Genomic DNA, 22,137 nt, shown 5'->3' with positions numbered 1-22,137 from the left:
CCTAGAAGCCGTGCGGTAGCCACGGGGCCAGCGGCGTCGCGAACGCCGTCGCCGCCTCCGTCAGGGCGCCCACCCGAAGCTCCCGGACCCGGCCCGCCGCAGCCAGGGAAGACAGGGACACGCCCCCCAGGAACGCCGCCCCCAAGTCACGAACCGACAGCGCCACATCCGCCGGATCCGCCGTGCGCGAGCACACCGCCCCCTTCCCGTCCCCACTCAACCGCCACCGCCCCGCATTCCACCCACAGAACGCGTCCGAGACGTCGAAGACCACGTCCACCGGGGCCGCATAGGTACGGGACGCCAGCGCCCCCACATCCACCAGCCGCACGTACAGCCCGTCCCGCACCCGCACCCCGCACCGCCGCACATCGGACACCAGGTGCAGCAGCGGGTCGTCCACCGGCCGGTTCCCCGCCTGTACCGTCGACATCAGGTCGATGTCGCACAGGAACCGCCACAGCGCCCCGTACACGGCGGGGGAATCCGCGTTGATGTCCCGCAGCGTCACGACGCCCTTGGGACCCGCCGCGTCCCACATCGGCTTCGTGTGGAAGCGGACGTATCCCACGACCTCGCCGCCCCGCGAGGCCAGCACGCACTGCGCGGGCGACCCCCCGTCCCGCATCCCCACCGGGTCGAGCAGCGGATGCCGCTCCCAGCCCGGCGTGCGCAGGAACATCCCCGCGCGCGTCCCCACCGCACGCCCGTAGACGGCCTCGCACACCGAAGCGGCCTCGGCGGGGGACGCGTACCGCAGGGTCACGTCCTCCGCGCCCTCCGGCACCTCCACCCGCACCCGCGACGAGTCGATCTCCAGGCTCAGCTGCTGGGTGGCGAGGCCGAACCCGTACCGCCCGTAGATCCCCGGCTCGGACGCCGTGAGGACGGCGAGCGGGACGCCCTCCTCGCGCAGGGCCTCCAGCTGGCTCCGCATCATCGACGTGAGGATCCCGCGCCGGCGGTGCGTCGCCGCGACGCCGACCGCGCTGACCGCCCCGGTCGCCACGAACCCGCCGCCCGGCACCGACATCGGCAGCGCGAAGGTCTGGGTGGTGCCGACGACGGCCGGCCCCTCGTACGCCGCCAGGCAGCGCGCGGGATCGATCACCGTGCGCCAGAACTCCTCCAGCTCCGGATCCTCGGGCACCGCCCCGAACACCCGGTCCACCACCCCGTACCACTGGTCGAAGTCAGCGGGGTCCAGAGCACGTACGTCCACAGTCATACGCCATGACTACCAGCGGTTATGTGATCCGGTCGACCTGATTTCGAACGCACGGCCAGAGGGGTCCCCCTGCGCACGGCGGCGTCGGCTGGATAGGGTCACCGGCAATGGCACGTCGCGTGGGAGCGGATTCGTACAGTGCCCGGTGGCGCAAGTCGGCGCACCGGGCACGCATCGCGCTGCGCAAGTCCGGGGTCGACTACTTCCGGGGCGACGGCTCGGACTGGATCGCGCTCGCGGGCCTGCTCCTGACCGTCCCGGCGATCGCCGCCGCGACCCTCGTCTCGCCGGTCTGGTGCGCGCCCGCCGCGCTCGCGCTGCCGATCGTCGCGGGCGGCGTCCTGCTCCGCCCCGCGAGCCTGCTGGGTCTGTACGCGGCCGCCGCCCTCGCCCTGATCGTCGAGTCCGTACAACTGGGCCCGTACACGGAGGGCCCCGCCAGGGTCACCCCCGGCACGGTCCTGGTCGTGGCCGCGTGCGGCCTCTTCGGGCTGCTCATCGCCCAGTTCCGGGCCCGCGTCGGCGTGCCCTGGCGGCGCGGCGGCACCATGCTCTTCGACCTGCGCGAACGCATCCGCGTCCAGTCGGCCCTGCCCCGTCTGCCCCGCGGCTGGCACCGCGAGATGGCCCTGCGTCCGGCGGGCGGCCAGTCCTTCTCCGGCGACTTCGTGGTGGCGGCCCGTACGAACGGACACCGCACCCTCGAAGTCGTCCTCACGGACGTCTCCGGCAAGGGCATGGACGCGGGGTCGCGTGCGCTGCTGCTGTCGGGGGCGTTCGGCGGGCTGCTCGGCTCGCTGCCGCCGCACGGCTTCCTCCCGGCGGCGAACGGCTATCTGCTCCGCCAGGACTGGGACGAGGGCTTCGCCACGTCGATCCACCTGGTCCTCGACCTGGAGTCCGGCGACTACGAGCTGCTGTCCGCCGGTCACCTCCCCGCGCTGCACCTCCAGGCGGGCTCCGGCCGCTGGCGCGAGGTGTCGGGGGACGGCCCGCTGCTCGGGGTGTACGACGGGGCCGAGTTCCACCCGGTCAAGGGCTCACTCGGCCCCGGCGACGTCCTGATGCTCTTCACGGACGGCCTCGTCGAGACGGCCGAACGCGACATCGCGGAAGGCATCGACCGTCTCACGGGCGAGGCCGACCGTTACGTCACGACGGGCTTCGAGGGCGCGGCGTGGCACCTGATCGAGGCGGTGGCGAAGGACGTCAACGACGACCGTGCGCTGCTGCTGATCAGGCGCGACGCGTGAGGTCGTGTACGAAGGCGGTGAAGGCGGCCGGGCTGACGGTGAGCGCCGCGCCCTCGGGCCGCTTGGAGTCGCGGATGGCGACGGCGTGGGGGAGGTCGGCGACCTCGACGCAGTCGCCGCCGCTGCCGCCGCTGTAACTGGACTTACGCCATGCCGCGCCCCCGAGTGCTGCACACTCGACGCATTCGCCCCCGCCGCCGCCGCTGTAGCTCGACTTACGCCACTGCGCGTCCGTCAGGTCCATAACGTTCCTCCATTACGCGAGCGATCAATGCAGCCGAGTCCTCCGGTGAGAGGGCTGTGGCCTGCAAGCGAGCGTAACTGACTGAACGCTCCCTGATCAGTGGGGCGTTGGCGGACATGTGGCCGATGTCGTAGCTCTCCGAGTAGAAGAGATCCGGGTCGTCCTCGAAGCGCAGGAGGTTGAACGACCCGAGAGTCGCCGGGTGTTCGCCGACCGAGAAGGGGAGCACTTGGAGGTACGTCCACGGGCGTTCGCAGACGCTCAGCAAGTGGGCCAGCTGCTGCCGCATGACGTTCTTGCCGCCGACCTGTCGGTACAGCACGGCCTCGTCGAGCACTACCCACAGCGCGGGCGGGGTGTCCCGCTCCAGGATCCGCTGGCGTTCCAGTCGAGCGGCGACCAGAGTTTCGAGCTCGTCCGGGCTGTGAGCGGCCACAAGGGCCTCCGCGTACTCCTTCGTCTGCAACAGGCCGTACACCACCTGGGCCTGGTAGGTGCTGATGTATGTAGCCCGCGCTTCCATCTCCGCGTACTGCTGGAACCAGCACGGCAGCTGGCTGCGCAGCACCAACCCCACCAGCCGGGAAAACCGTCCCTCCGTCCCCAGCGCGGCATCCAGCCGCTCGGAGAAGTCCCTCGTGGGCACCTTCATCGCCGTCTCGATCTGGCCGATCAGCGACGCGGCGCAGAATAGACAGCCGCCCAGCTGCCCTTGCGTCATCCCGGCGCGTTCGCGTTCTCGGCGCAGCTCGGAACCGTAATAGTCGAGCGGTGACGCGCTCGGGTCCAGTGTGCGGATGTTCGCCACGGCGGCCTCCATCGGCTCGCGGAGTTGCTCAGGTCACATAGCGGAGCGTAACCAACCGAACGCACCCCGCGAGGGGAAACGGGACAACTCCCGTACGGGGGTGGGGGTGTCCCCACCCCGGATCCGCCGGGAACCGCCATGGTCCGGGGCCTGCCCGAATCCGTACGTTCGAGGCATCGGTCAACGTACGTACGAGGAGAGGTCGAGGACGATGGCACTGGGACGCGGCAGGCGGCGGGCGGCAAAGGTCGAGGCCGTCGAGGGCGACCCCGGCTGGGCCGTCGAGCTGCGCGGGGTGCGGCGTCAGTACGGGCGCGGCGGCTCGGCCGTGCACGCCCTGCGGGGGATCGACCTCACGCTGCCGCGCGGGAGCTTCACGGCGGTGATGGGGCCGTCGGGGTCGGGCAAGTCGACGTTCTTGCAGTGCGCGGCGGGGCTCGACCGGCCCACGGCCGGGTCGGTACGGCTCGGCGGGACCGAGATCACGGGCATGGGCGAGAACAAACTGACGGAGCTGCGGCGCTCCCGCCTGGGGTTCGTGTTCCAGGCGTTCAACCTCCTGCCGTCGCTCACGGTCGAGCAGAACGTGCTGCTGCCGATGCGGCTCGCGGGCCGGCGGCCGGACCGGCGCCGGGCGGAGGAACTGCTCGGGCAGGTGGGGCTGGCGGGGAAGGGGAAGCGGCGTCCGGGCGAGCTGTCCGGCGGGCAGCAGCAGCGGGTGGCGATCGCGCGGGCCCTGGTGACGCGGCCGGATGTCGTCTTCGCGGACGAGCCGACGGGGGCGCTGGACACGCGGACGGCGGGGGAGGTGCTGTTGCTGCTGCGGAACGCGGTGGACGGGATGGGGGCGACGGTCGTCATGGTCACGCACGATCCGTCGGCGGCGGCCTATGCCGACCAGGTCCTGTTCCTTGCGGACGGGGCGTTGGCGGATGCGCTGCGGGGTGCGTCGGCGGGGCAGATCGCGGCCCGGATGACGTCGCTGACGGCTCCGGCGCCTACGTACGCGGGGATGGCGGCGTGAATTCCCCCACCCCGCCCCTTCCCGAAAGCCCTGGCCGGGCGGCTGTCGTACGTCTGCGGGCCGTGGGCGGCTGGTCGCGCAGTTCCCCGCGCCCCTGAAGGGCTCGGCTTCGCCATCGCCATCGCCCGTACCCCCTAGGGGCGCGGGGAACTGCGCGACCAGTTGGGGACGGCCCGCAGACGAAGAACCCGGCGGCCCGCCAGAGGGCTTTCGGGAAGGGGCGGGGTGGGGAATGCCCGCCGCAGGCGCACACACAGCACGCAGCACGCGACACGCAACACACAGGAGTGACCCCACCATGACCCGCCCCAACGGCCTCGCCCGCGCAGCGCTCCGCTTCAAACCCTCCGCCTTCACCGGCACCTTCATCGCCCTCTTCATGGCCGCGATGATCGTCTCCGCCTGCGGAATCCTCCTGGAAACCGGCGTACGCGCATCCGTCCCGGCCGAGCGCTACGCCGCCGCCCCCGTGGTCGCCGCCGCCGACCAGCAGGCCCACTACACGACCGGCAGCGGCGAGGACCGCGACACCGAATCCGTCGCGCTGCCGGACAAGGCGCGGCTCGACGCCGCCCTGGCGGCCCGCGCGGCGACGGCCCCCGGCGCGGCCGCCGCTATCGCGGACGTCTCCTTCCCCGTACGCGTCGTAAGCGATGTACGCGACGTACGTACGGGAAATACGCCCGCTACCGCCCACGGCTGGGACTCGACCGCCTTCACCGGCACGAAGCTCACCGCCGGAACCCCGCCCCGCACGGGCGAGCTGGTCACCGGCGACCGTGCCCGCGTCGGCGACCGGCTCACCGTCGACACCCCCTCCGGCACCCGGCAGTTCACGGTGTCCGGCACCACCGACGCCCCCGGCACCATGTGGTTCGCCAACACCCAGGCCCTGGCCCTGTCCGGGCACCCGGGCAAGGCCGACGCCATCGCCGTGCTCGCCAAGCCCGGCGTCACCGCCGCCACCCTCGCCGACCAGGTCGAACAGCGGCTCGGGGACGCGGCCGAGGTGCACACCGGCGACGGGCGCGGCGCCGTCGAGACCCGCGGCCTCGCCTTCGCCAAGGAGATGCTGACCGCGCTCGGCGGCTCCTTCGGCGGCGTGGCCACCATGGTCGCCGTCTTCACCGCCGCCGGGACCGTCACGCTCTCCGTCGGACAGCGCCGCCGCGAGTACGCCCTGCTGCGCGCGATCGGCGCGACCCCGCGCCAGATCCGGCGCACCATCGCCACCGAGACCCTGCTGGTCGCCCCGCTCGCGGGCGCGCTCGGCTGCCTGCCGGGCGTGGCGCTCGCGACCTGGTGGTTCGGCCAGCTCCGCGACAAGGGCGCGATCCCGCGGGCCGTGGACCTGTCGGTGTCGTGGATCCCGCTGCTCGCGGCTGTCGGCGCGGCCGTGCTGACCTCGCTGTTCGCCGGGTACATGGCGGCCCGCCGCCCGTCCCGCACCAAGCCGGGCGAGGCGCTGCGGGACGCGTCGGTGGAGCGGCTGCGCATCGGCTGGATCCGTACGCCCCTGGGCCTGGCGGCCCTCGGCGGCGGCATCGCGCTCTCGGGCGTGGCCGCGTCCGAGAAGGGCGAGGACGCGGCGAACGCGGCCCTCGGCGTCGTCATGCTCTTCATGCTCGCCGTCGCTCTGCTCGGCCCGCTGATCGCGCGCGCCTGCGCCGGTCTGTTCGGCCTGCCGCTGCGCGCGGCGGGTGCCCCGGCGTCGCTGGCGGCGGCCAACTCCCGTACGAACGCCCGCCGCCTGGCCTCCGCGATCACCCCGATCGTCCTGGCGATGGCGTTCTCGTCCGTCCTCGTCTTCCTGCACACCAGCGAGGACCGCGCCATCGAGAAGCAGCAGCGGGCGGGCCTGATCGCCGACCGGGTGGTCACCGGGCCCTCGGGCCTGACCTCGGAAGCGCTGACCCGGGCGAAGGCGACACCGGGCGTCGACACGGCGGTGGCCCTGACCCGTACGTCCGTCCTGGCCCACGCCGGCGGCGCCCTCCAGTCCTTCTCCACCCAGGGCTTCACGGGCACGGGCGCGGACCTGGCACGCGTCATGGACCTGGGTGTACGCAAAGGCTCCCTGGACGCCCTGAAGCCCGGCACGGCAGCCCTGGACAAGACCTTGGCGAACGACACGAACAAGCACGTGGGCGACCGCTTCGACGTCATCCTCCCCGACGGCACGAAGGCGTCCCCGAGGGTGGTGGCCACGTACGACAGGGGCCTGGGCCTGTCCCAAGTGACGCTGCCGCAGCGGGACTTGGCGCCGCACACGACGACGGTGGGCCAGCCGACGGAACTCCTGCTGAAGGGCAAGGCTTCGTCGACAGTCCTGGCGGGGCTCGGCGACACGGTCACGGACGCGGCGGGCTACGCCACCGCCAAGAACATCGACCGCGACCTGAACGCCTGGGCCAACACGACCATGGCGGCCGTCCTCGGCGGCTTCGCGGCGGTCGCGGCGGCGAACACGCTGGTCATGACGGTCCTGGACCGCCGCCGCGAGCTCGGCACGCTGCGCCTGATCGGCACGACCCGCCGCCAGGTGAGGGGCATGGTGCGCTGGGAGGCGCTCCTGGTGACGTCGGCGGGCCTGATCCTGGGCACGGCGATCGCCCTGGCCACGCTGATCCCCATGACGAACGGCCTGACGGGCGAGAACCCCTACATCCCGCCCCACCTGTACGCCTCGTTCGCCGCGGGCATCCTGGGCCTGGGCCTCGCCTCCACGGCCCTCCCCGCCCGGGCGGCCCTACGCTGACCCGCATGCTCACACTCCCCGAGATCGAAGCCCTGGCGAGGGCGGCCCACGCCACCCAGACGGACAAGGCGGGCCGCCCGTACACCGAGCACCTGGCGGCGGTGGCCGAAGGCGTACGCGCGCGTGGCGGCACCCAGGAGCAGATCGCGGCGGCGTGGCTGCACGACGCGGTGGAGGACGGCGTGCTGTCGCGGGAGTGGCTGGAGGAGGCGGAACTGGGGCCAGGGGTACGGGAGATGGTGCTCGCGGTGACCAAAAAGCAGGGCGAGGACCTCCCCTCCTACACCGCGCGCATCCTGGCCACCCCGGGCGCACTGCTGGTCAAGGAGGCGGACCTGGCCCACAACGCGGACCCGGCCCGCCTGGCCGCCCTCGACGAGCCCACCCGCACCCGCCTCACCCACAAATACGCGACCGTCCGCGCCCTCCTCGGCTTGGCGTGATCCATACCTTGGCTATGTGTCAGGCGGCAGCACCCACAGGGGTGTTGGTGGCACGATGGACCCTGCGGGGTGTGCTCGGCGGCACATTCCGGGCCGGCAAGGCGGACCGACCAAGGGTGTGATCAGTTGTGGCCATTTCACTGTCTGTGGTGCTGCTGTTGGCGATCGTCCTCGTGGTGATGATCCGCGGCGGCTCCATCAAGACCGGCCCGGCCATAGTCGCCGCGCTCTTCGGTTTCTTCATGGCGTCGACGGGGATGGCACCGTCCATAAACCGCTTCCTGAACTCCCTCGCGGAAACGATCGACCAGATCAAGTTCTGAGCGCGTCCGCCGGGTCCCGGAAAACACCTCGGGCCCGGTGAGCTGGTCACCGGGCCCGAGGCAGTGGAGCGGGCGACGGGAATCGAACCCGCGTAGCTAGTTTGGAAGACTAGGGCTCTACCATTGAGCTACGCCCGCGTGCGTCGCGTCGCAGGTCAGAAATGACCGCGGCACGAAGAGCATCGTAGCGGGTCACCCCCCGCGCGCGCACACCGCATCCGGCCGCGCGGCACCGGCCGTGAAAGCGGCCGACGGATTCCCCGCAGGCATGTACCCTACGTGTCGCACCGACGGGGTGTGGCGCAGCTTGGTAGCGCGTCCGCTTTGGGAGCGGAAGGCCGTGGGTTCAAATCCCGCCACCCCGACCAGCAGCCCTTCGCGACCCGACCGGCGGCCCTTCGCACCGGTCCCGAGGTCCCCGGCGCGCCTCGCCCGACGGCCCGCCCATATGTCTCGTACGAGGCCTCCGGCATCCCTCGCACGATCTCCGCGCACAAGATCACATTGTGGGTGGCATCCCGCTTGCGGTTACTATGCAAGCTGCGTGCCCGTGTGTCTGATGAATCCGATGAACCGGGCCCCATCCGCCCGCGGCCGTCGGCCACCGGGTAGAACCCCCAGAAGTCAGCCACAAGGAGACCGAACCGTGAAGAGCGCCGTGGAGACCCTGAACCCGACCCGGGTTCGGCTCACTGTCGAGGTGCCCTTCGAGGAGCTCAAGGACAGCCTCGACGCGGCGTACAAGAAGATCAACCAGCAGGTCACGGTGAAGGGCTTCCGCAAGGGCAAGATCCCGGCCCGAGTCATCGACCAGCGGTTCGGCCGTGGTGCTGTGCTGGAGGAGGCCGTCAACGACGCGCTCCCCAAGTTCTACACCGAGGCTGTCAACGAGGCCGAGCTGAACCCGCTGGGTCAGCCCGAGGTCGACATCACGGAGCTGAAGGACGGCGAGACGCTGAACTTCACCGCCGAGGTCGACATCCGCCCGACCATCGAGATCCCGGACTACTCGGGCATCGAGGTCACCGTCGACGCCGTCGAGGTCTCCGACGAGGACGTCGAGAAGGCCGTCTCGGACCTGCGCGAGCGCTTCGCCTCGACCTCCCCGGTCGAGCGCGCCGCCCAGGACGGCGACGTCGTGACGATCGACCTTGAGGCCAAGGTCGACGGCGAGGTCCTGGAGGACGGCGTCGCCGAGGGTGTCTCGTACACCATCGGCTCCGGCGAGCTCCTCGACGGCATCGACGAGGCCGTCAAGGGCCTGGAGGCCGGTGGCGAGGCCACCTTCACCTCGCAGCTCAAGGGCGGCTCCGCCGAGGGCAAGGACTCCGAGGTCACCGTCAAGGTCACCCAGGTCGCCGCGCGCGAACTGCCGGAGCTGGACGACGACTTCGCGCAGCTCGCCTCCGAGTTCGACACCCTCGACGAGCTCAAGGCCGACAGCCGCAAGCGCCTCGAGAACATGAAGCAGTTCGACCAGGCCACCCAGGCCCAGGAGCGCGTGCTCGACGAGCTGCTCAAGATCACTGAGGTCCCGATCCCCGAGAAGCTCCTCGCGGACGAGATCCAGACCCGTACGCACAACCTCGAGCACCACCAGCTCGGCCAGATGGGCCTCGACCTCGACAAGTACCTGGAGATCCAGGGCAAGACGCGGGAAGAGTTCGACGCCGAGACCAAGGAAGCGGCCGTCAAGGGCATCAAGACGCAGTTCATCCTCGACGAGCTCGTCAACAAGGAGAAGCTGAACGTCAACCAGGAGGAGCTCACCGAGCACCTGGTGCGCCGTGCCGCCTCCTCCGGCATGTCCCCCGACCAGTTCGCCCAGGCCGTCGTCGAGGGCGGCCAGGTCCCGATGCTCGTCGGCGAGGTCGCCCGCGGCAAGGCGCTGGCCGTGGTCGTCGAGGCCGCCAAGGTCGTCGACACCAACGGTGAGCCGGTCGACCTGGAGGACGACGAGGACGAGGTCGAGGCCGCCGCCGAGACCGTCGAGGCCGTCGTCGACGGTGACGCCGAGGAGAAGACCGAGGCCTGAGCCTCGGCCCGACCTCGTACGGCAGGCACTGTCTGACCACGTACGAAGTACGTACGGAGGGGCCCGCGACGCAGCCGCGTCCGGGCCCTTCCGCGTACCCCCACCCGGCCCGCGCCACGCGCCCCGTGGCCGGTTCCGTACGGGCCCGCGCTTCAACCACCTTGCGCTCCGAGCGAACAGTTCGGGAACCGGGATGGCGTTGTCCTACCTGCGCGTTAGGGTCCATGAATACGGGGGCGTGGAGTCAGCCGGTACGAGTCGGCCGCAAGCCCCGCCCTCTGAACGTAAGACGCTGAGACGGCCGAAGCCGTCAGAGACGAGCAGGTGGATACGTGACGAATCTGATGCCTTACGCCGCCGGCGAGCCGTCCCTCGGTGGTGGCCTCGGCGACCATGTCTACAACCGGCTGCTCAACGAGCGCATCATCTTCCTCGGCCAGCAGGTCGACGATGACATCGCCAACAAGATCACCGCGCAGCTCCTCCTCCTGGCCGCCGAGCCGGAGAAGGACATCTACCTCTACATCAACAGCCCCGGCGGCTCGGTGACGGCCGGCATGGCGATCTACGACACCATGCAGTACATCCCGAACGACGTGGTCACGATCGGAATGGGCATGGCGGCCTCGATGGGCCAGTTCCTGCTCACCGGCGGCACCGCCGGCAAGCGCTTCGCGCTGCCGAACACCGACATCCTGATGCACCAGGGTTCCGCCGGCATCGGCGGCACCGCCTCGGACATCAAGATCCAGGCCGAGTACCTGCTGCGTACGAAGACGCGCATGGCGGAGATCACCGCCCACCACTCGGGCCAGACGGTCGAGACGATCATCCGCGACGGCGACCGCGACCGCTGGTACACGGCGGAGGAGGCCAAGGAGTACGGCCTCATCGACGACATCATGGCCCACGCGGCCGGTGTTCCGGGCGGCGGCGGCACCGGGGCCTGAGCCCCTCTCCCCGGCTCCGGAAGAGACTCCCCGGCCCTCACGGGCCCGCGGGACCTCCCCGGGCCGGGGAACCCCAGCCCCGGCCCCCGAAGCCCCCGAGCCCACCGAACGCCACCAGGATGGTGAACCCCGACATGCAGAACAACCTCTCCGCAAGCGGCCTCTACACCGGCCCGCAGGTGGACAACCGCTACATCGTGCCGCGCTTCGTCGAGCGCACCTCGCAGGGCGTGCGCGAGTACGACCCGTACGCGAAGCTGTTCGAGGAGCGCGTGATCTTCCTCGGCGTGCAGATCGACGACGCCTCCGCCAACGACGTCATGGCGCAGCTGCTGTGCCTGGAGTCGATGGACCCGGACCGCGACATCTCGATCTACATCAACAGCCCCGGCGGCTCGTTCACCGCGCTGACGGCGATCTACGACACGATGCAGTTCGTCAAGCCCGACATCCAGACGGTCTGCATGGGCCAGGCGGCCTCCGCCGCCGCCGTGCTGCTCGCCGCGGGCACCCCCGGCAAGCGCATGGCGCTGCCCAACGCGCGCGTGCTGATCCACCAGCCGTCCTCGCAGACCGGCCGCGAGCAGCTCTCCGACCTGGAGATCGCGGCCAACGAGATCCTGCGCATGCGCAGCCAGCTGGAGGAGATGCTGGCCAAGCACTCCACCACGCCCATCGAGAAGATCCGGGACGACATCGAGCGGGACAAGATCCTCACCGCCGAGGACGCCCTGGCGTACGGCCTGGTCGACCAGATCGTGTCGACCCGCAAGACGACGTCGGCCGCGGCCGCCTGACGCAGCCGGAGCCCCTGGCGCGGTGCACGAGGCGTGCACGAGGCGGTCCACGTCGAAGTGAACCGCGCCAAGGGGGCCCGAACGGGGGGCCAGGCAAGGTACCGTCGGATATGAGGCACCAGGAGCCGCTGAACGTGGCGTCTCCCAGGCGAAGGGGAAGCACCTCGTGGCACGCATCGGTGATGGCGGCGACCTGCTCAAGTGCTCGTTCTGCGGGAAGAGCCAGAAGCAGGTGAAGAAGCTCATCGCAGGCCCCGGTGTGTACATCTGCGACGAGTGCATCGATCTCTGCAACGAGATCATCGAGGAGGAGCTCGCCGAGTCCTCCGAGGTGCGGTGGGAGGAACTGCCCAAGCCGCGCGAGATCTACGAGTTCCTGGAGAGCTACGTGGTGGGCCAGGAGCCCGCCAAGAAGGCGCTCTCCGTGGCGGTCTACAACCACTACAAGCGCGTCCAGGCCGGTGAGAACGGCGGCGCGCAGGGCCGCGACGACGCCATCGAGCTGGCGAAGTCCAACATCCTGCTGCTGGGCCCCACGGGCTCCGGCAAGACGCTGCTCGCCCAGACCCTCGCCCGGATGCTCAACGTCCCGTTCGCCATCGCCGACGCGACGGCGCTGACGGAGGCGGGGTACGTGGGCGAGGACGTCGAGAACATCCTCCTCAAGCTCATCCAGGCCGCCGACTACGACGTCAAGAAGGCCGAAACGGGGATCATCTACATCGACGAGATCGACAAGGTGGCCCGTAAGAGCGAAAACCCGTCGATCACGCGTGATGTCTCCGGCGAGGGCGTCCAGCAGGCCCTGCTCAAGATCCTGGAGGGCACGACGGCGTCGGTCCCGCCCCAGGGCGGCCGCAAGCACCCGCACCAGGAGTTCATCCAGATCGACACGACGAACGTGCTGTTCATCGTGGGCGGTGCCTTCGCGGGCCTGGAGAAGATCATCGAGTCCCGGGCCGGCGCCAAGGGCATCGGCTTCGGCGCGACGATCCGCTCCAAGCGGGAGATCGAGGCGAGCGACCAGTTCCAGGAGGTCATGCCGGAGGACCTGGTGAAGTTCGGGATGATCCCCGAGTTCATCGGCCGCCTGCCCGTGCTGACCTCGGTCCACAACCTCGACCGCGAGGCGCTCCTGCAGATCCTGGTCGAGCCGCGCAACGCCCTGGTCAAGCAGTACCAGCGCCTCTTCGAACTCGACGGCGTGGAGCTGGACTTCGACCGCCCGGCCCTGGAGGCCATCGCCGACCAGGCGATCCTGCGCGGCACGGGGGCGCGCGGTCTGCGCGCGATCATGGAGGAAGTCCTGATGTCGGTGATGTACGAGGTCCCGTCCCGCAAGGACGTGGCCCGCGTCGTCATCACCTCGGACGTCGTCCACAACAACGTCAACCCGACGCTGGTCCCGCGCGAGCCCCGCATCGTGAAGAACGACGGCCGCCACGAGAAGTCGGCGTAGCCGACCCCGTAACGCGCAAGGGCGCCCGGCCAGTTGGAGATCCAACCGGCCGGGCGCCCTTCGTGCTTGCTCCTGGGTTACTTCTTCACGCGCGCGGTGTTGTACAGCTTCGCGGCGAGGTCGGCGACCTGGTCGGTCGGCATGGCCGTGCCGCCCGTGCCCAGCACGGCCGCCGCGTCGATCGCCTCGACGATGCCGACCGTGCTGTAGTCCGACCAGATGCAGACCGGGACCTCGAATGACTTCGACTTCTTGGTATCGGTGACCTTGACGTTCTGGCACTTCATCAGCGCGCCCGAGAACCCGGCGGGCTTGACCGCCTTCGGGCTGCCGACCGGCTCGACCTTGGTGTCGTCCTTGCCGCTCTTCTTGTCCTCGCTGCTCTCCTGGAGCTTCGCGAACATGTTGTCGAGCGTCTTCGACGGGTCGCTGATGTCGCCGTAGTAACCGTCGAATATCAACCTCTTGGACGCCAGCGGGTTGCTGGCGTCACCGGCCGTCTTGTAGGACGTGCCCACCTCCGAGGGGCCCTTGATCCCGGCCGCCTCGGCTTTCGTCTTCTCCTTGTCCGACATCGTCCTGTCGGAGGAGGAGCCGGAGCTCTTGTACTCGCCGACCGACTCCGGCGCGACCAGCTTGTAGCCCTTGGTGCTCGCCGAGACGTCCCCGTTGCCGGCGCCCCCGCCCTTCGTCGCGAACCACACCCCGCCGCCGATCACGGCGACCGCGACCACGACGGCCGTCACGATCAGGCCCGTCTTCTTCTTGGGGGCGGGCGGCGGCGGCATCGGTGCGCCGTAGGGCGGCTGCTGGCCGTACTGGGGCTGCTGGGCCGGGTAGCCGTAGCCCTGCTGGGGCGGGACGCCCTGCGGGGGCTGCTGCGGGTAGCCGTAGCCGGGCTGCGGCTGCCCGTACGGCTGCTGGGGCGGCTGCTGACCGTACGGGCCGGGCTGCTGGGGCTGGCCGCCGTACGGGCCCGGCTGGTTGTAGCTCATTGCTGGGAATCCCCCTAGGAATGCTTATCCGATCCCGACATCCTGGCGGACGGCCCGGCGGTACGGCGCATCGGGGGCCCGACCGTTACCAAAGATTCCCGTTTCAGTACCGGCCCGTGACACCTCTAAACTGAGCCCCGTGACCGAGAACACTCAGCAGCAGAACCCAGCGCCCACCACCGAACTGCCGACCCAGTACGCGCCGGCCCAGGTAGAGGGGGAGCTGTACGAGCGCTGGGTAGAGCGCGGTTACTTCACGGCGGACGCGGGCAGCGACAAGGACCCGTACACCATCGTCATCCCGCCGCCGAACGTCACGGGCGCCCTGCACCTGGGCCACGCCTTCCAGGTCACGCTGATGGACGCGCTGACCCGCCGCAAGCGCATGCAGGGCTTCGAGACCCTGTGGCTGCCCGGTATGGACCACGCCGGCATCGCCACCCAGAACAAGGTCGAGCAGCAGCTCGCCGAAGAGGGCAAGTCCCGCCACGACCTGGGGCGCGAGGCGTTCACCGAGCGCGTGTGGCAGTGGAAGGACGAGTACGGCGGCCGGATCCTCGGCCAGCTCAAGCGGCTCGGGGCCGGTCTGGACTGGTCGCGTGAGCGGTTCACCATGGACGAGGGGCTGTCCAAGGCCGTCCAGACGATCTTCAAGAACCTGTACGACGACGAGCTGATCTACCGCGCCGAGCGCATCATCAACTGGTGCCCGCGCTGTCTGACGGCCATCTCGGACATTGAGGTGGAGTACCAGGAGGACGCGGGCGAGCTCGTCTCGATCACGTACGGCGAGGGCGAGGACACCCTGGTCGTCGCCACCACGCGCGCGGAGACGATGCTCGGCGACACCGCCGTCGCCGTCCACCCCGACGACGAGCGCTACGCCCACCTCATCGGCAAGCAGATCAAGCTGCCGCTGACCGACCGGACGATCCCGGTCGTCGCGGACACGCATGTCGACCCCGAGTTCGGCACCGGCGCCGTCAAGGTGACGCCCGCCCACGACCCGAACGACTTCGCCATCGGCCAGCGGCACAACCTGCCGTCGATGACCGTCATGGACGAGCACGGCATCATCACCGTCCACGGCCCCTTCCTCGGCCTGGACCGCTTCGAGGCCCGCTCGACCATCGTCGGCGCGCTGCGCGAGCAGGGCCGGATCGTCGCGGAGAAGCGGCCGTACGTCCACTCGGTGGGCCACTGCTCGCGCTGCAAGACGACCGTCGAGCCGCGGCTGTCCATGCAGTGGTGGGTCAAGGTCGGCCCGCTGGCGCAGGCCGCCGGTGACGCGGTCCGCGACGGCCGGGTCAAGATCCACCCCGAGGACATGTCGAAGCGCTACTTCGACTGGGTCGACAACATGCACGACTGGTGCATCTCGCGCCAGCTGTGGTGGGGCCACCGCATCCCGATCTGGTACGGCCCGGAGGGCCAGGTCGTCTGCGTCGGCCCCGACGACGAGGTTCCCACCGGCGAGGGCTGGCACCAGGACCCCGACGTCCTGGACACCTGGTTCTCCTCCGGCCTGTGGCCGTTCTCCACGCTCGGCTGGCCGGAGAAGACCCCGGACCTGGACAAGTTCTACGCGACCGACGTCCTGGTCACCGGCCACGACATCATCTTCTTCTGGGTCGCCCGGATGATGATGTTCGGTCTGTACGCGATGGAGGGCGAGGCGCCCTTCCACACCGTCGCCCTGACCGGCCTCGTCCGCGACGAGTTCGGCAAGAAGATGTCGAAGTCCAACCCGAACGCGGTGGACCCGCTGGACTGGATGGACGCGTACGGCTCGGACGCCGTCCGCTTCACCCTGGCCAAGGGCGCCAACCCCGGTGCGGACGTGCCGATCGGCGAGGACTGGGTCCAGGCGTCCCGCAACTTCGCCAACAAGATCTGGAACGCGACGCGCTTCGCGCTGATGAACGGCGCCACCGTCGAGGGCGAACTCCCGCCCGTGGAGCAGCTGTCGGCGGTCGACCGCTGGATCCTGTCCCGGCTCAACAAGACCGTGGCCGAGGTCGACGCGTACTACGACGACTACCAGTTCGCCAAGCTCAGCGAGTCGCTCTACCACTTCGCGTGGGACGAGGTCTTCGACTGGTACGTCGAGCTGTCGAAGACGACGTTCTTCGAGGGCGGCGAGCAGGCGAAGGTCTCCGGCCGGGTCCTGGGCGAGGTCCTGGACGTGATGCTGCGGGTCCTGCACCCGATCGTCCCGTTCGTCACGGACACCCTGTGGACGACCCTCACCGGTGGCGAGTCCCTCGTCGTCGCCGACTGGCCGAAGGACTCCGGCTTCCGCGACGAGGCCGCCGAGCGCGAGATCGAGCTGGTCCAGCAGGTCGTCACCGAGGTCCGCCGGTTCCGCTCCGACCAGGGCCTCCAGCCCGGCCAGAAGGTCCCGGCCGAGCTGACCCTGACCGGTACGGCGCTGGCCCCGCACGAGGCGGCCATCCGCCAGCTGCTGCGCCTCCAGCCGGCCGGCGAGGGCTTCCACGCCACCGCGTCGCTGCCGGTCGCGGGCGCCACGGTCGCGCTCGACCTGTCGGGCACGATCGACGTGGAGGCCGAGCGCAAGCGCCTGGCGAAGGACCTCGGCGCGGCCGAGAAGGAGAAGCAGCAGGCCACGGCGAAGCTCGGCAACGAGGCGTTCCTCGCCAAGGCGCCGGACAACGTGGTCGACAAGATCCGTACGCGCCTGGCCAAGGCCGAGGCGGACATCGACCGGATCACGACGCAGCTGGCGAACCTGCCGCAGGCGTAACCGAGCCGAAGAAGGGCCCCGGACCGTTGAACGGTCCGGGGTTCTTCGTTTTCGCGCCCCGGTCCGACGTGGGACACATCACGCGATCGGCCCCGAAAAGGGTCGAAAGTCAGCCATGAAAGGCCCAAAGACCTTGCATGATGGAAGGCATGCACGCTCCGTCCCCCGCCTCCGCGCTGCGGCGCGCGCTGGGTGACGACCGGGCGCTGGACGTGGTGATCGCGCTGACCGCCTTCGCGCTGATGATCATCGATGTGCCGGGTCTGGCGGCGGCGGACAACTCCCTGACCGGGGCCACCGTGCCGCCGGTGCTCGCGGCGGGCTCGGCCACGCTGCTGCTGCGCCGCACATGGCCGTGGATCCCCTACCTGGCCGCCCTGGTCTTCCTCGGCTGGCTGCACCAGCTCACGCTGATCCAGTTCGCGCTGTACTCGCTCGGCCGCTTCCGGGGCCGGCGCACGGCGGTGGTGGCGACGGTGCTGTACGTGGCGGTGGCCTGCTCGCTGTTCTACGTCCCGGGCTGGCCCGAGCACCGGGCCGACTCGCTCAGCTCGTATCTGAGCATCGTGGTGCCGGTGGGGGTGCTGTCGTCGGCGGTGGGCGTGGCCACGTACCGCCTCGATCTCGTACGCGAGGTCCAGGCGCTCCAAGCCGTGCAGGCCGAGCGGGCGTCGGTGGCGCGGGACGTCCACGACATGGTGGGGCGCGAGCTGACGATGCTGGCGGTGACGGCGGAGGTACGGGCGCGGCGGGCCCTGGGCGGCCCCCACGAGCAGGACTTCGACTCCCTGGCCGAGACGGCGCGCCGGGCCCACCACATGCTCAACGAGATCATCGTGGCGCGGGCGGACGAGCGCACGGCGACCCCGGGCCTGGACGGCCTGGCGTCCCTGGCGGCGGAGACGCGCCGGGCCGGGACGCCGGTGACGCTGTCGGTCTCCGACCGGGCGTACGGCCTCTCCCCGCTGCGCCAGGCGGCGGTGTACCGGGTGGTGCAGGAGTGCCTGACGAACGCGGTGAAGCACGCGCGGGGGGAGGGGGTCGCGGTGACGATCGGCGTCCGGGGCGGCGAACTCCACGTCCACGTCCGCAACCGCCTGCCGTCCACGGTGCCGCCCACGGCGCCGGTGTCGTCGGGGACGGGGACGTTCTCGATGCGGGAGCGGGTGGAGAGCATGGGGGGTGCGCTGACGACGCGGCGCACGTCGACGACGTACGAGGTCGAGGCGACGCTGCCGTCGGGGACGGCGTGATGCGGCCAGGTGTTCGTCTGCGGGTCGGTGGGTGGCTGGTCGCGCAGTTCCCCGCGCCCCTAAAAGCGCCCCTGCGGGGCGCCCTGTAGGGGCGCGGGGAACTGCGCGAGCAACCCAGCACGGTCCGCAGACGAACGGGATCCCCCGGAGGGTTTAGGGAAGGGGCGGGGAGGGGCCCTACTTCGCCGTCAGCACCCGCTGCAACCCGTCGAAGTCCTCCACGCACCGGCCCGTCCCCACCGCCACGCACTCCAGTGCCGCCTCCGCCACGAACACCGCGATCCCCGTCGCGGACGCGAGCCGGAGGTCCAGGCCGGGGAGGAGCGCGCCGCCGCCCGTCAGCACGATCCCGTGCTCCATCACGTCCCCGGACAGCTCCGGCGGGCACTCCTCCAGCGTCGCCCGCACCGCGGCCACGATCTGCGCCACCGGCTCGTCCAGGGCCGCCCGCACCTCCCGCGCCGGCAGGGCGAGGGTCCGGGGGAGGCCGCCCACCTTCTCCCGGCCGCGCACCGGGAACGTACGGGACTCCAGTTCCGTGTCCTCGGGGACCGGCCACGCCGACCCGATCGCGACCTTCACGTCCTCCGCCGTACGCTCCCCGATCAGCAGCCCGTGCTCCTTGCGCACGTAGTCCGTGATCGCCGCGTCAAGCCGGTCGCCGCCGACCCGCAGGGACTGGGACGTGACGATCCCGCCGAGCGAGATCACCGCCACCTCCGTCGTGCCGCCGCCGATGTCCACCACCATCGACCCCCGCGGCTCCGCCACCGGCAGCCCCGCCCCGATCGCCGCCGCCATCGGCTCCTCGATGAGGTGGACGGCCCGCGCCCCCGCCCGCTGCGAGGCCTGCACGATCGCCCGGCGCTCCACGGGCGTCACCCCGCTGGGCACGCACACCACCATCCGGGTGCGTGGCCGCCGCCCCGGCACCGCCTTCCTCACGAAGTGGCGGATCATCTCCTCCGCCGCCTCGTAGTCGCTGATCACCCCGTCCCGCAGTGGACGGATCGCGGTGATCGAGCCCGGCGTACGGCCGATGGTCTCCTTGGCCTCCGTCCCGACGGCCAGCGCCGTGCGCCCGCCGTCCTTCATCGCCACCACGGACGGTTCGTTGAGCACGATGCCCTGACCGCGCGCGTACAGAAGCGTGTTGGCCGTGCCGAGGTCGATCCCTATGTCCATGATCGCCAAGTTTGCCCCCGCCCCCTGTGGGCGCGGCGGGCCGAACGTCCCGAAAGGGGCGGGTCCAATGTCCTGTCGGTGCCCCTCCGTAGACTGGGGGCGTGACCGAGCAGCCCGACCGCAGCAGCAGCCCCGACGACCACTTCGACGACATCGTCGAGGCGGAGACACAGCGCGACCCCGACCTGGCGGTGATCGAGGCCGGCAGCCGCACCTTGCGCACCCAAGGCGGCGCCCCGCAGGCCGACCCCGTCCCCGCACGGCCTGCCGACCCCGAGGTCGACAAGGCGCTGCGCGCGGTCGAGACGGAGCTGGCGACGCGCTGGGGCGAGACCAAGCTGGAGCCGTCCGTCACCCGCATCTCGGCGCTGATGGACGTCCTGGGCGAGCCCCAGCGGGCGTACCCCTCGATCCACATCACCGGCACCAACGGCAAGACGTCCACGGCCCGCATGGTCGAGGCGCTGCTCTCCGCCTTCGACCTGCGCACCGGGCGGTACACGTCCCCCCACGTCCAGTCGATCACCGAGCGCATCAGCCTGGACGGCGCGCCGATCACGGCCGAGCGCTTCATCGAGACGTACGAGGACATCAAGCCGTACGTGGAGATGGTCGACACCAAGGAGGAGTACCGCCTTTCCTTCTTCGAGGTCCTCACCGGTATGGCGTACGCGGCGTTCGCGGACACCCCCGTGGACGTGGCGGTCGTCGAGGTCGGCATGGGCGGCAGCTGGGACGCGACGAACGTGATCGACGCGTCGGTGGCCGTCGTCACCCCCATCTCCCTCGACCACACCGACCGGCTCGGCTCCACGCCCGCCGAGATCGCCGTCGAGAAGTCCGGGATCATCAAGCAGGACGCGACCGTGATCCTGGCCCAGCAGCCGGTCGACGCGGCCCAGGTGATGCTGAAGAAGGCCGTCGAGGCGGACGCGACGGTTGCGCGCGAGGGCATGGAGTTCGGCATCGTCGCGCGCGAGGTCGCCGTCGGCGGCCAGCTCCTGACGCTGCGCGGCCTCGGCGGGGAGTACGAGGACGTCTTCCTGCCGCTGTACGGCGCGCACCAGGCGCACAACGCGGCCGTCGCGCTCGCCGCCGTCGAGGCGTTCTTCGGCATCGGCTCCGAGCACGCCCGCCCGCTGGACGTGGACACCGTCCGCAAGGCGTTCGCCTCGGTCCTCTCGCCCGGCCGCCTGGAGGTCGTGCGCCGCAGCCCCACCGTCGTCCTGGACGCCGCCCACAACCCGGCGGGCGCGCAGGCCACGGCCGAGGGCCTGACCGAGGCGTTCGGCTTCTCGCGGCTGATCGGCGTGGTCGCGGCCAGCGCCGACAAGGACGTGAAGGGCCTCCTGGAGGCCTTCGAGCCGGTCTTCGCCGAGGTCGTCGTCACCGCCAACACCAGCCACCGCTCGATGGACGTCGACGAGCTGGCCGCGGTCGCCGTCGAGGTCTTCGGCGACGAGCGGGTGGTGGTCGAGCCGCGCCTGGACGACGCCCTGGAGGCGGCGATCACCCTGGCGGAGGAAGAGGACGAGTACGCCGGTGCGGGGGTCCTCGTCACCGGTTCCGTGATCACGGTCGGCGAGGCCCGGCTGCTCCTGGGAAGGGGCTGACGCCCGATGCGCACGCTCTGCGCTTCCACCCTCATCGGTGAATTCTTCGTCATCGGGTTCGCCGGTCTGGTCGCCATGAAGGACGACAGCCTCACCGTGTCCACGGTGTGGACGGTCAGCGGCATCGCCATGCTGTTCTCGCTGCTCCTGTGCGGTGTGCTGACCCGTCCCGGCGGCCTCCAGCTGGGCTGGGCGCTCCAGATCGCGCTGATCGCGAGCGGCTTCGTCGTCCCGCACATGTTCTTCCTGGGCGCGGTCTTCGCCGGGCTGTGGTGGGCCTCGATCCACTACGGCCGCCAGGTGGACGCGGCGAAGGCGAGGTTTGCGGCCCAGGCTGAGGCAGAGCCGCAGGTGTAGGCCTTCGGCTGCGGGCCGTGTGTGACCGAGCGCGCGGTTCCCCGCGCCCCTACAGGCTGATCCGGGTGTCGGCGCCTCCGGCGCCCCCTGTAGCCTCGGCCCCACCGCACACGTATGCCGCAAGGAGCCGTACACCATGAGCCAGCGCACTCTCGTCATCCTCAAGCCCGACGCCGTCCGTCGCGGCCTGATCGGCGAGATCATCGGCCGGATCGAGCGCAAGGCCGGCTGGACCATCCCGGCGATGGAGCTGCGCACGCTGGACCAGGAGACCCTGGAGACCCACTACGGCGAGCACAAGGGCAAGCCCTTCTACGAGCCGCTGATGGGCTTCATGGCCTCCGGCCCGGTCGTCGTCCTCGTCGCCGAGGGCGAGCGCGTCATCGAGGGCGTACGCCAGCTGGCGGGCCCCACCGACCCGATCGCGGCCGCGCCCGGCTCCATCCGGGGCGACTTCGGCACCATCGTCCGGGAGAACCTCATCCACGCCTCGGACTCCGAGGAGTCCGCCGAGCGCGAGCTGAAGATCTTCTTCCCGGGTCTGGTCTGAGGTCCGGTCCGGAGTCCGGTCCACGGCTCCGTCCGAGGTCCGGCCCCGGTCCGCTCCGGTCCTCCGCCTGACCGGGCATCAGCCATATAGCGCTCATG

Annotated in this window: 19 protein-coding genes and 2 tRNA genes; 15 read left to right on the top strand and 6 right to left on the bottom strand. The window is 70.7% G+C overall.

The features are described from left to right. Position 1: 1 nt before the first annotated feature. Entirely contained in the window at positions 2 to 1,228 is a 1,227-nt protein-coding gene (locus BX283_RS16210; RefSeq protein ID WP_101388315.1) for a GNAT family N-acetyltransferase, read from the bottom strand. A 107-nt stretch (positions 1,229 to 1,335) separates the two neighbouring features. Here BX283_RS16210 and BX283_RS16205 point away from each other — a divergent pair, with 107 nt between their 5' ends. Next, entirely contained in the window at positions 1,336 to 2,481 is a 1,146-nt protein-coding gene (locus BX283_RS16205) for a PP2C family protein-serine/threonine phosphatase (RefSeq protein WP_101388314.1), read from the top strand. Here BX283_RS16205 and BX283_RS16200 read toward each other — a convergent pair. Together BX283_RS16200 and BX283_RS16195 are read right to left on the bottom strand one after the other, a co-directional pair. Beyond that, positions 2,465 to 2,725, bottom strand: a complete 261-nt coding sequence (locus BX283_RS16200; protein WP_101392377.1) for a DUF397 domain-containing protein — start codon at positions 2,723 to 2,725, stop codon at positions 2,465 to 2,467. The two genes, BX283_RS16205 and BX283_RS16200, sit on opposite strands and share 17 nt — an antisense overlap. Next, a complete protein-coding gene (locus tag BX283_RS16195) occupies positions 2,697 to 3,533 on the bottom strand; it encodes a helix-turn-helix transcriptional regulator (protein WP_101392376.1) in 837 nt (278 codons plus the stop codon). The genes BX283_RS16200 and BX283_RS16195 overlap by 29 nt, the downstream gene beginning before the upstream one ends. A 211-nt stretch (positions 3,534 to 3,744) precedes the next feature. Between BX283_RS16195 and BX283_RS16190 the strand changes: the two genes are divergently transcribed. The 4 genes from BX283_RS16190 (at position 3,745) to BX283_RS16175 (ending at position 8,081) form a co-directional block, all read left to right on the top strand. Beyond that, positions 3,745 to 4,557 (top strand): ABC transporter ATP-binding protein, encoded by an 813-nt coding sequence (locus BX283_RS16190; protein WP_101388313.1) that lies wholly within the window; start codon positions 3,745 to 3,747, stop codon positions 4,555 to 4,557. Positions 4,558 to 4,855: 298 nt separating this feature from the next. Next, positions 4,856 to 7,315 (top strand): FtsX-like permease family protein, encoded by a 2,460-nt coding sequence (locus BX283_RS16185; RefSeq protein WP_101388312.1) that lies wholly within the window; start codon positions 4,856 to 4,858, stop codon positions 7,313 to 7,315. 5 nt (positions 7,316 to 7,320) lie between these two features. Then, positions 7,321 to 7,758 (top strand): HD domain-containing protein, encoded by a 438-nt coding sequence (locus tag BX283_RS16180; RefSeq protein WP_101388311.1) that lies wholly within the window; start codon positions 7,321 to 7,323, stop codon positions 7,756 to 7,758. A 128-nt stretch (positions 7,759 to 7,886) separates the two neighbouring features. Continuing rightward, positions 7,887 to 8,081, top strand: a complete 195-nt coding sequence (locus BX283_RS16175; protein WP_101388310.1) for a hypothetical protein — start codon at positions 7,887 to 7,889, stop codon at positions 8,079 to 8,081. 64 nt (positions 8,082 to 8,145) lie between these two features. Here BX283_RS16175 and BX283_RS16170 read toward each other — a convergent pair. Beyond that, positions 8,146 to 8,219, bottom strand: a tRNA-Gly gene (locus BX283_RS16170). 153 nt (positions 8,220 to 8,372) lie between these two features. Between BX283_RS16170 and BX283_RS16165 the strand changes: the two genes are divergently transcribed. From BX283_RS16165 to clpX, 5 genes are all read left to right on the top strand, one after another. After that, a tRNA-Pro gene (locus tag BX283_RS16165) sits at positions 8,373 to 8,449 on the top strand. 278 nt (positions 8,450 to 8,727) lie between these two features. Continuing rightward, positions 8,728 to 10,116 (top strand): trigger factor, encoded by a 1,389-nt coding sequence (tig, locus tag BX283_RS16160; protein ID WP_101388309.1) that lies wholly within the window; start codon positions 8,728 to 8,730, stop codon positions 10,114 to 10,116. 332 nt (positions 10,117 to 10,448) lie between these two features. Beyond that, positions 10,449 to 11,066, top strand: a complete 618-nt coding sequence (locus BX283_RS16155; RefSeq protein WP_101388308.1) for an ATP-dependent Clp protease proteolytic subunit — start codon at positions 10,449 to 10,451, stop codon at positions 11,064 to 11,066. Between the two features lie 119 nt (positions 11,067 to 11,185). Continuing rightward, positions 11,186 to 11,863 (top strand): ATP-dependent Clp protease proteolytic subunit, encoded by a 678-nt coding sequence (locus BX283_RS16150; RefSeq protein ID WP_306822805.1) that lies wholly within the window; start codon positions 11,186 to 11,188, stop codon positions 11,861 to 11,863. A gap of 166 nt (positions 11,864 to 12,029) precedes the next feature. Further along, a complete protein-coding gene (clpX, locus tag BX283_RS16145; protein WP_067158960.1) occupies positions 12,030 to 13,322 on the top strand; it encodes an ATP-dependent Clp protease ATP-binding subunit ClpX in 1,293 nt (430 codons plus the stop codon). A 77-nt stretch (positions 13,323 to 13,399) separates the two neighbouring features. On the opposite strand, the gene BX283_RS16140 is transcribed toward clpX, so the two are convergent. Next, positions 13,400 to 14,317, bottom strand: a complete 918-nt coding sequence (locus BX283_RS16140) for a hypothetical protein (RefSeq protein WP_101388307.1) — start codon at positions 14,315 to 14,317, stop codon at positions 13,400 to 13,402. Between the two features lie 139 nt (positions 14,318 to 14,456). Here BX283_RS16140 and BX283_RS16135 point away from each other — a divergent pair, with 139 nt between their 5' ends. Beyond that, positions 14,457 to 17,081 carry a valine--tRNA ligase gene (locus BX283_RS16135; RefSeq protein WP_101388306.1) on the top strand — a complete coding sequence of 875 codons (2,625 nt, stop codon included), beginning with the start codon at positions 14,457 to 14,459 and terminating at the stop codon, positions 17,079 to 17,081. A 149-nt stretch (positions 17,082 to 17,230) separates the two neighbouring features. Then, entirely contained in the window at positions 17,231 to 18,334 is a 1,104-nt protein-coding gene (locus BX283_RS16130; protein WP_101392374.1) for a sensor histidine kinase, read from the top strand. A gap of 177 nt (positions 18,335 to 18,511) precedes the next feature. Here the strand turns inward: BX283_RS16130 and BX283_RS16125 are convergent, their stop codons facing one another. Further along, the gene (locus BX283_RS16125) at positions 18,512 to 19,519 is read right to left on the bottom strand and encodes a rod shape-determining protein (RefSeq protein WP_101392373.1); all 1,008 of its coding nucleotides are present in this window, start codon (positions 19,517 to 19,519) and stop codon (positions 18,512 to 18,514) included. Positions 19,520 to 19,620: 101 nt separating this feature from the next. Between BX283_RS16125 and BX283_RS16120 the strand changes: the two genes are divergently transcribed. From BX283_RS16120 to ndk, 3 genes are all read left to right on the top strand, one after another. Continuing rightward, a complete protein-coding gene (locus BX283_RS16120) occupies positions 19,621 to 21,132 on the top strand; it encodes a folylpolyglutamate synthase/dihydrofolate synthase family protein (protein WP_101388305.1) in 1,512 nt (503 codons plus the stop codon). Positions 21,133 to 21,138: 6 nt separating this feature from the next. Further along, positions 21,139 to 21,489 (top strand): DUF4233 domain-containing protein, encoded by a 351-nt coding sequence (locus tag BX283_RS16115; RefSeq protein WP_101388304.1) that lies wholly within the window; start codon positions 21,139 to 21,141, stop codon positions 21,487 to 21,489. A 136-nt stretch (positions 21,490 to 21,625) separates the two neighbouring features. Next, positions 21,626 to 22,039: a nucleoside-diphosphate kinase gene (ndk, locus tag BX283_RS16110; protein ID WP_101388303.1), complete on the top strand. Its 414-nt coding sequence runs from the start codon at positions 21,626 to 21,628 to the stop codon at positions 22,037 to 22,039. The last annotated feature ends 98 nt before the right edge of the window (positions 22,040 to 22,137 follow it).

Origin of the sequence: Streptomyces sp. TLI_146 (genome assembly GCF_002846415.1) — a bacterium.
GTDB lineage: Bacteria > Actinomycetota > Actinomycetes > Streptomycetales > Streptomycetaceae > Streptomyces.
This window is presented reverse-complemented; position numbering and strand designations above follow the sequence as displayed.

Bases quoted from the DNA above. Each gene is read 5' to 3' on its own strand.
- BX283_RS16125 (WP_101392373.1), bottom strand. From the start codon at position 19,519: ATGGACATAGGGATCGACCTCGGCACGGCCAACACGCTTCTGTACGCG.
- BX283_RS16185 (WP_101388312.1), top strand. From the start codon at position 4,856: ATGACCCGCCCCAACGGCCTCGCCCGCGCAGCGCTCCGCTTCAAACCC.
- BX283_RS16150 (WP_306822805.1), top strand. From the start codon at position 11,186: ATGGTGAACCCCGACATGCAGAACAACCTCTCCGCAAGCGGCCTCTAC.
- BX283_RS16200 (WP_101392377.1), bottom strand. From the start codon at position 2,725: ATGGACCTGACGGACGCGCAGTGGCGTAAGTCGAGCTACAGCGGCGGC.
- BX283_RS16115 (WP_101388304.1), top strand. From the start codon at position 21,139: ATGCGCACGCTCTGCGCTTCCACCCTCATCGGTGAATTCTTCGTCATC.
- BX283_RS16140 (WP_101388307.1), bottom strand. From the start codon at position 14,317: ATGAGCTACAACCAGCCGGGCCCGTACGGCGGCCAGCCCCAGCAGCCC.
- ndk (WP_101388303.1), top strand. From the start codon at position 21,626: ATGAGCCAGCGCACTCTCGTCATCCTCAAGCCCGACGCCGTCCGTCGC.
- BX283_RS16205 (WP_101388314.1), top strand. From the start codon at position 1,336: ATGGCACGTCGCGTGGGAGCGGATTCGTACAGTGCCCGGTGGCGCAAG.
- BX283_RS16190 (WP_101388313.1), top strand. From the start codon at position 3,745: ATGGCACTGGGACGCGGCAGGCGGCGGGCGGCAAAGGTCGAGGCCGTC.
- BX283_RS16130 (WP_101392374.1), top strand. From the start codon at position 17,231: ATGCACGCTCCGTCCCCCGCCTCCGCGCTGCGGCGCGCGCTGGGTGAC.
- BX283_RS16180 (WP_101388311.1), top strand. From the start codon at position 7,321: ATGCTCACACTCCCCGAGATCGAAGCCCTGGCGAGGGCGGCCCACGCC.
- BX283_RS16210 (WP_101388315.1), bottom strand. From the start codon at position 1,228: ATGACTGTGGACGTACGTGCTCTGGACCCCGCTGACTTCGACCAGTGG.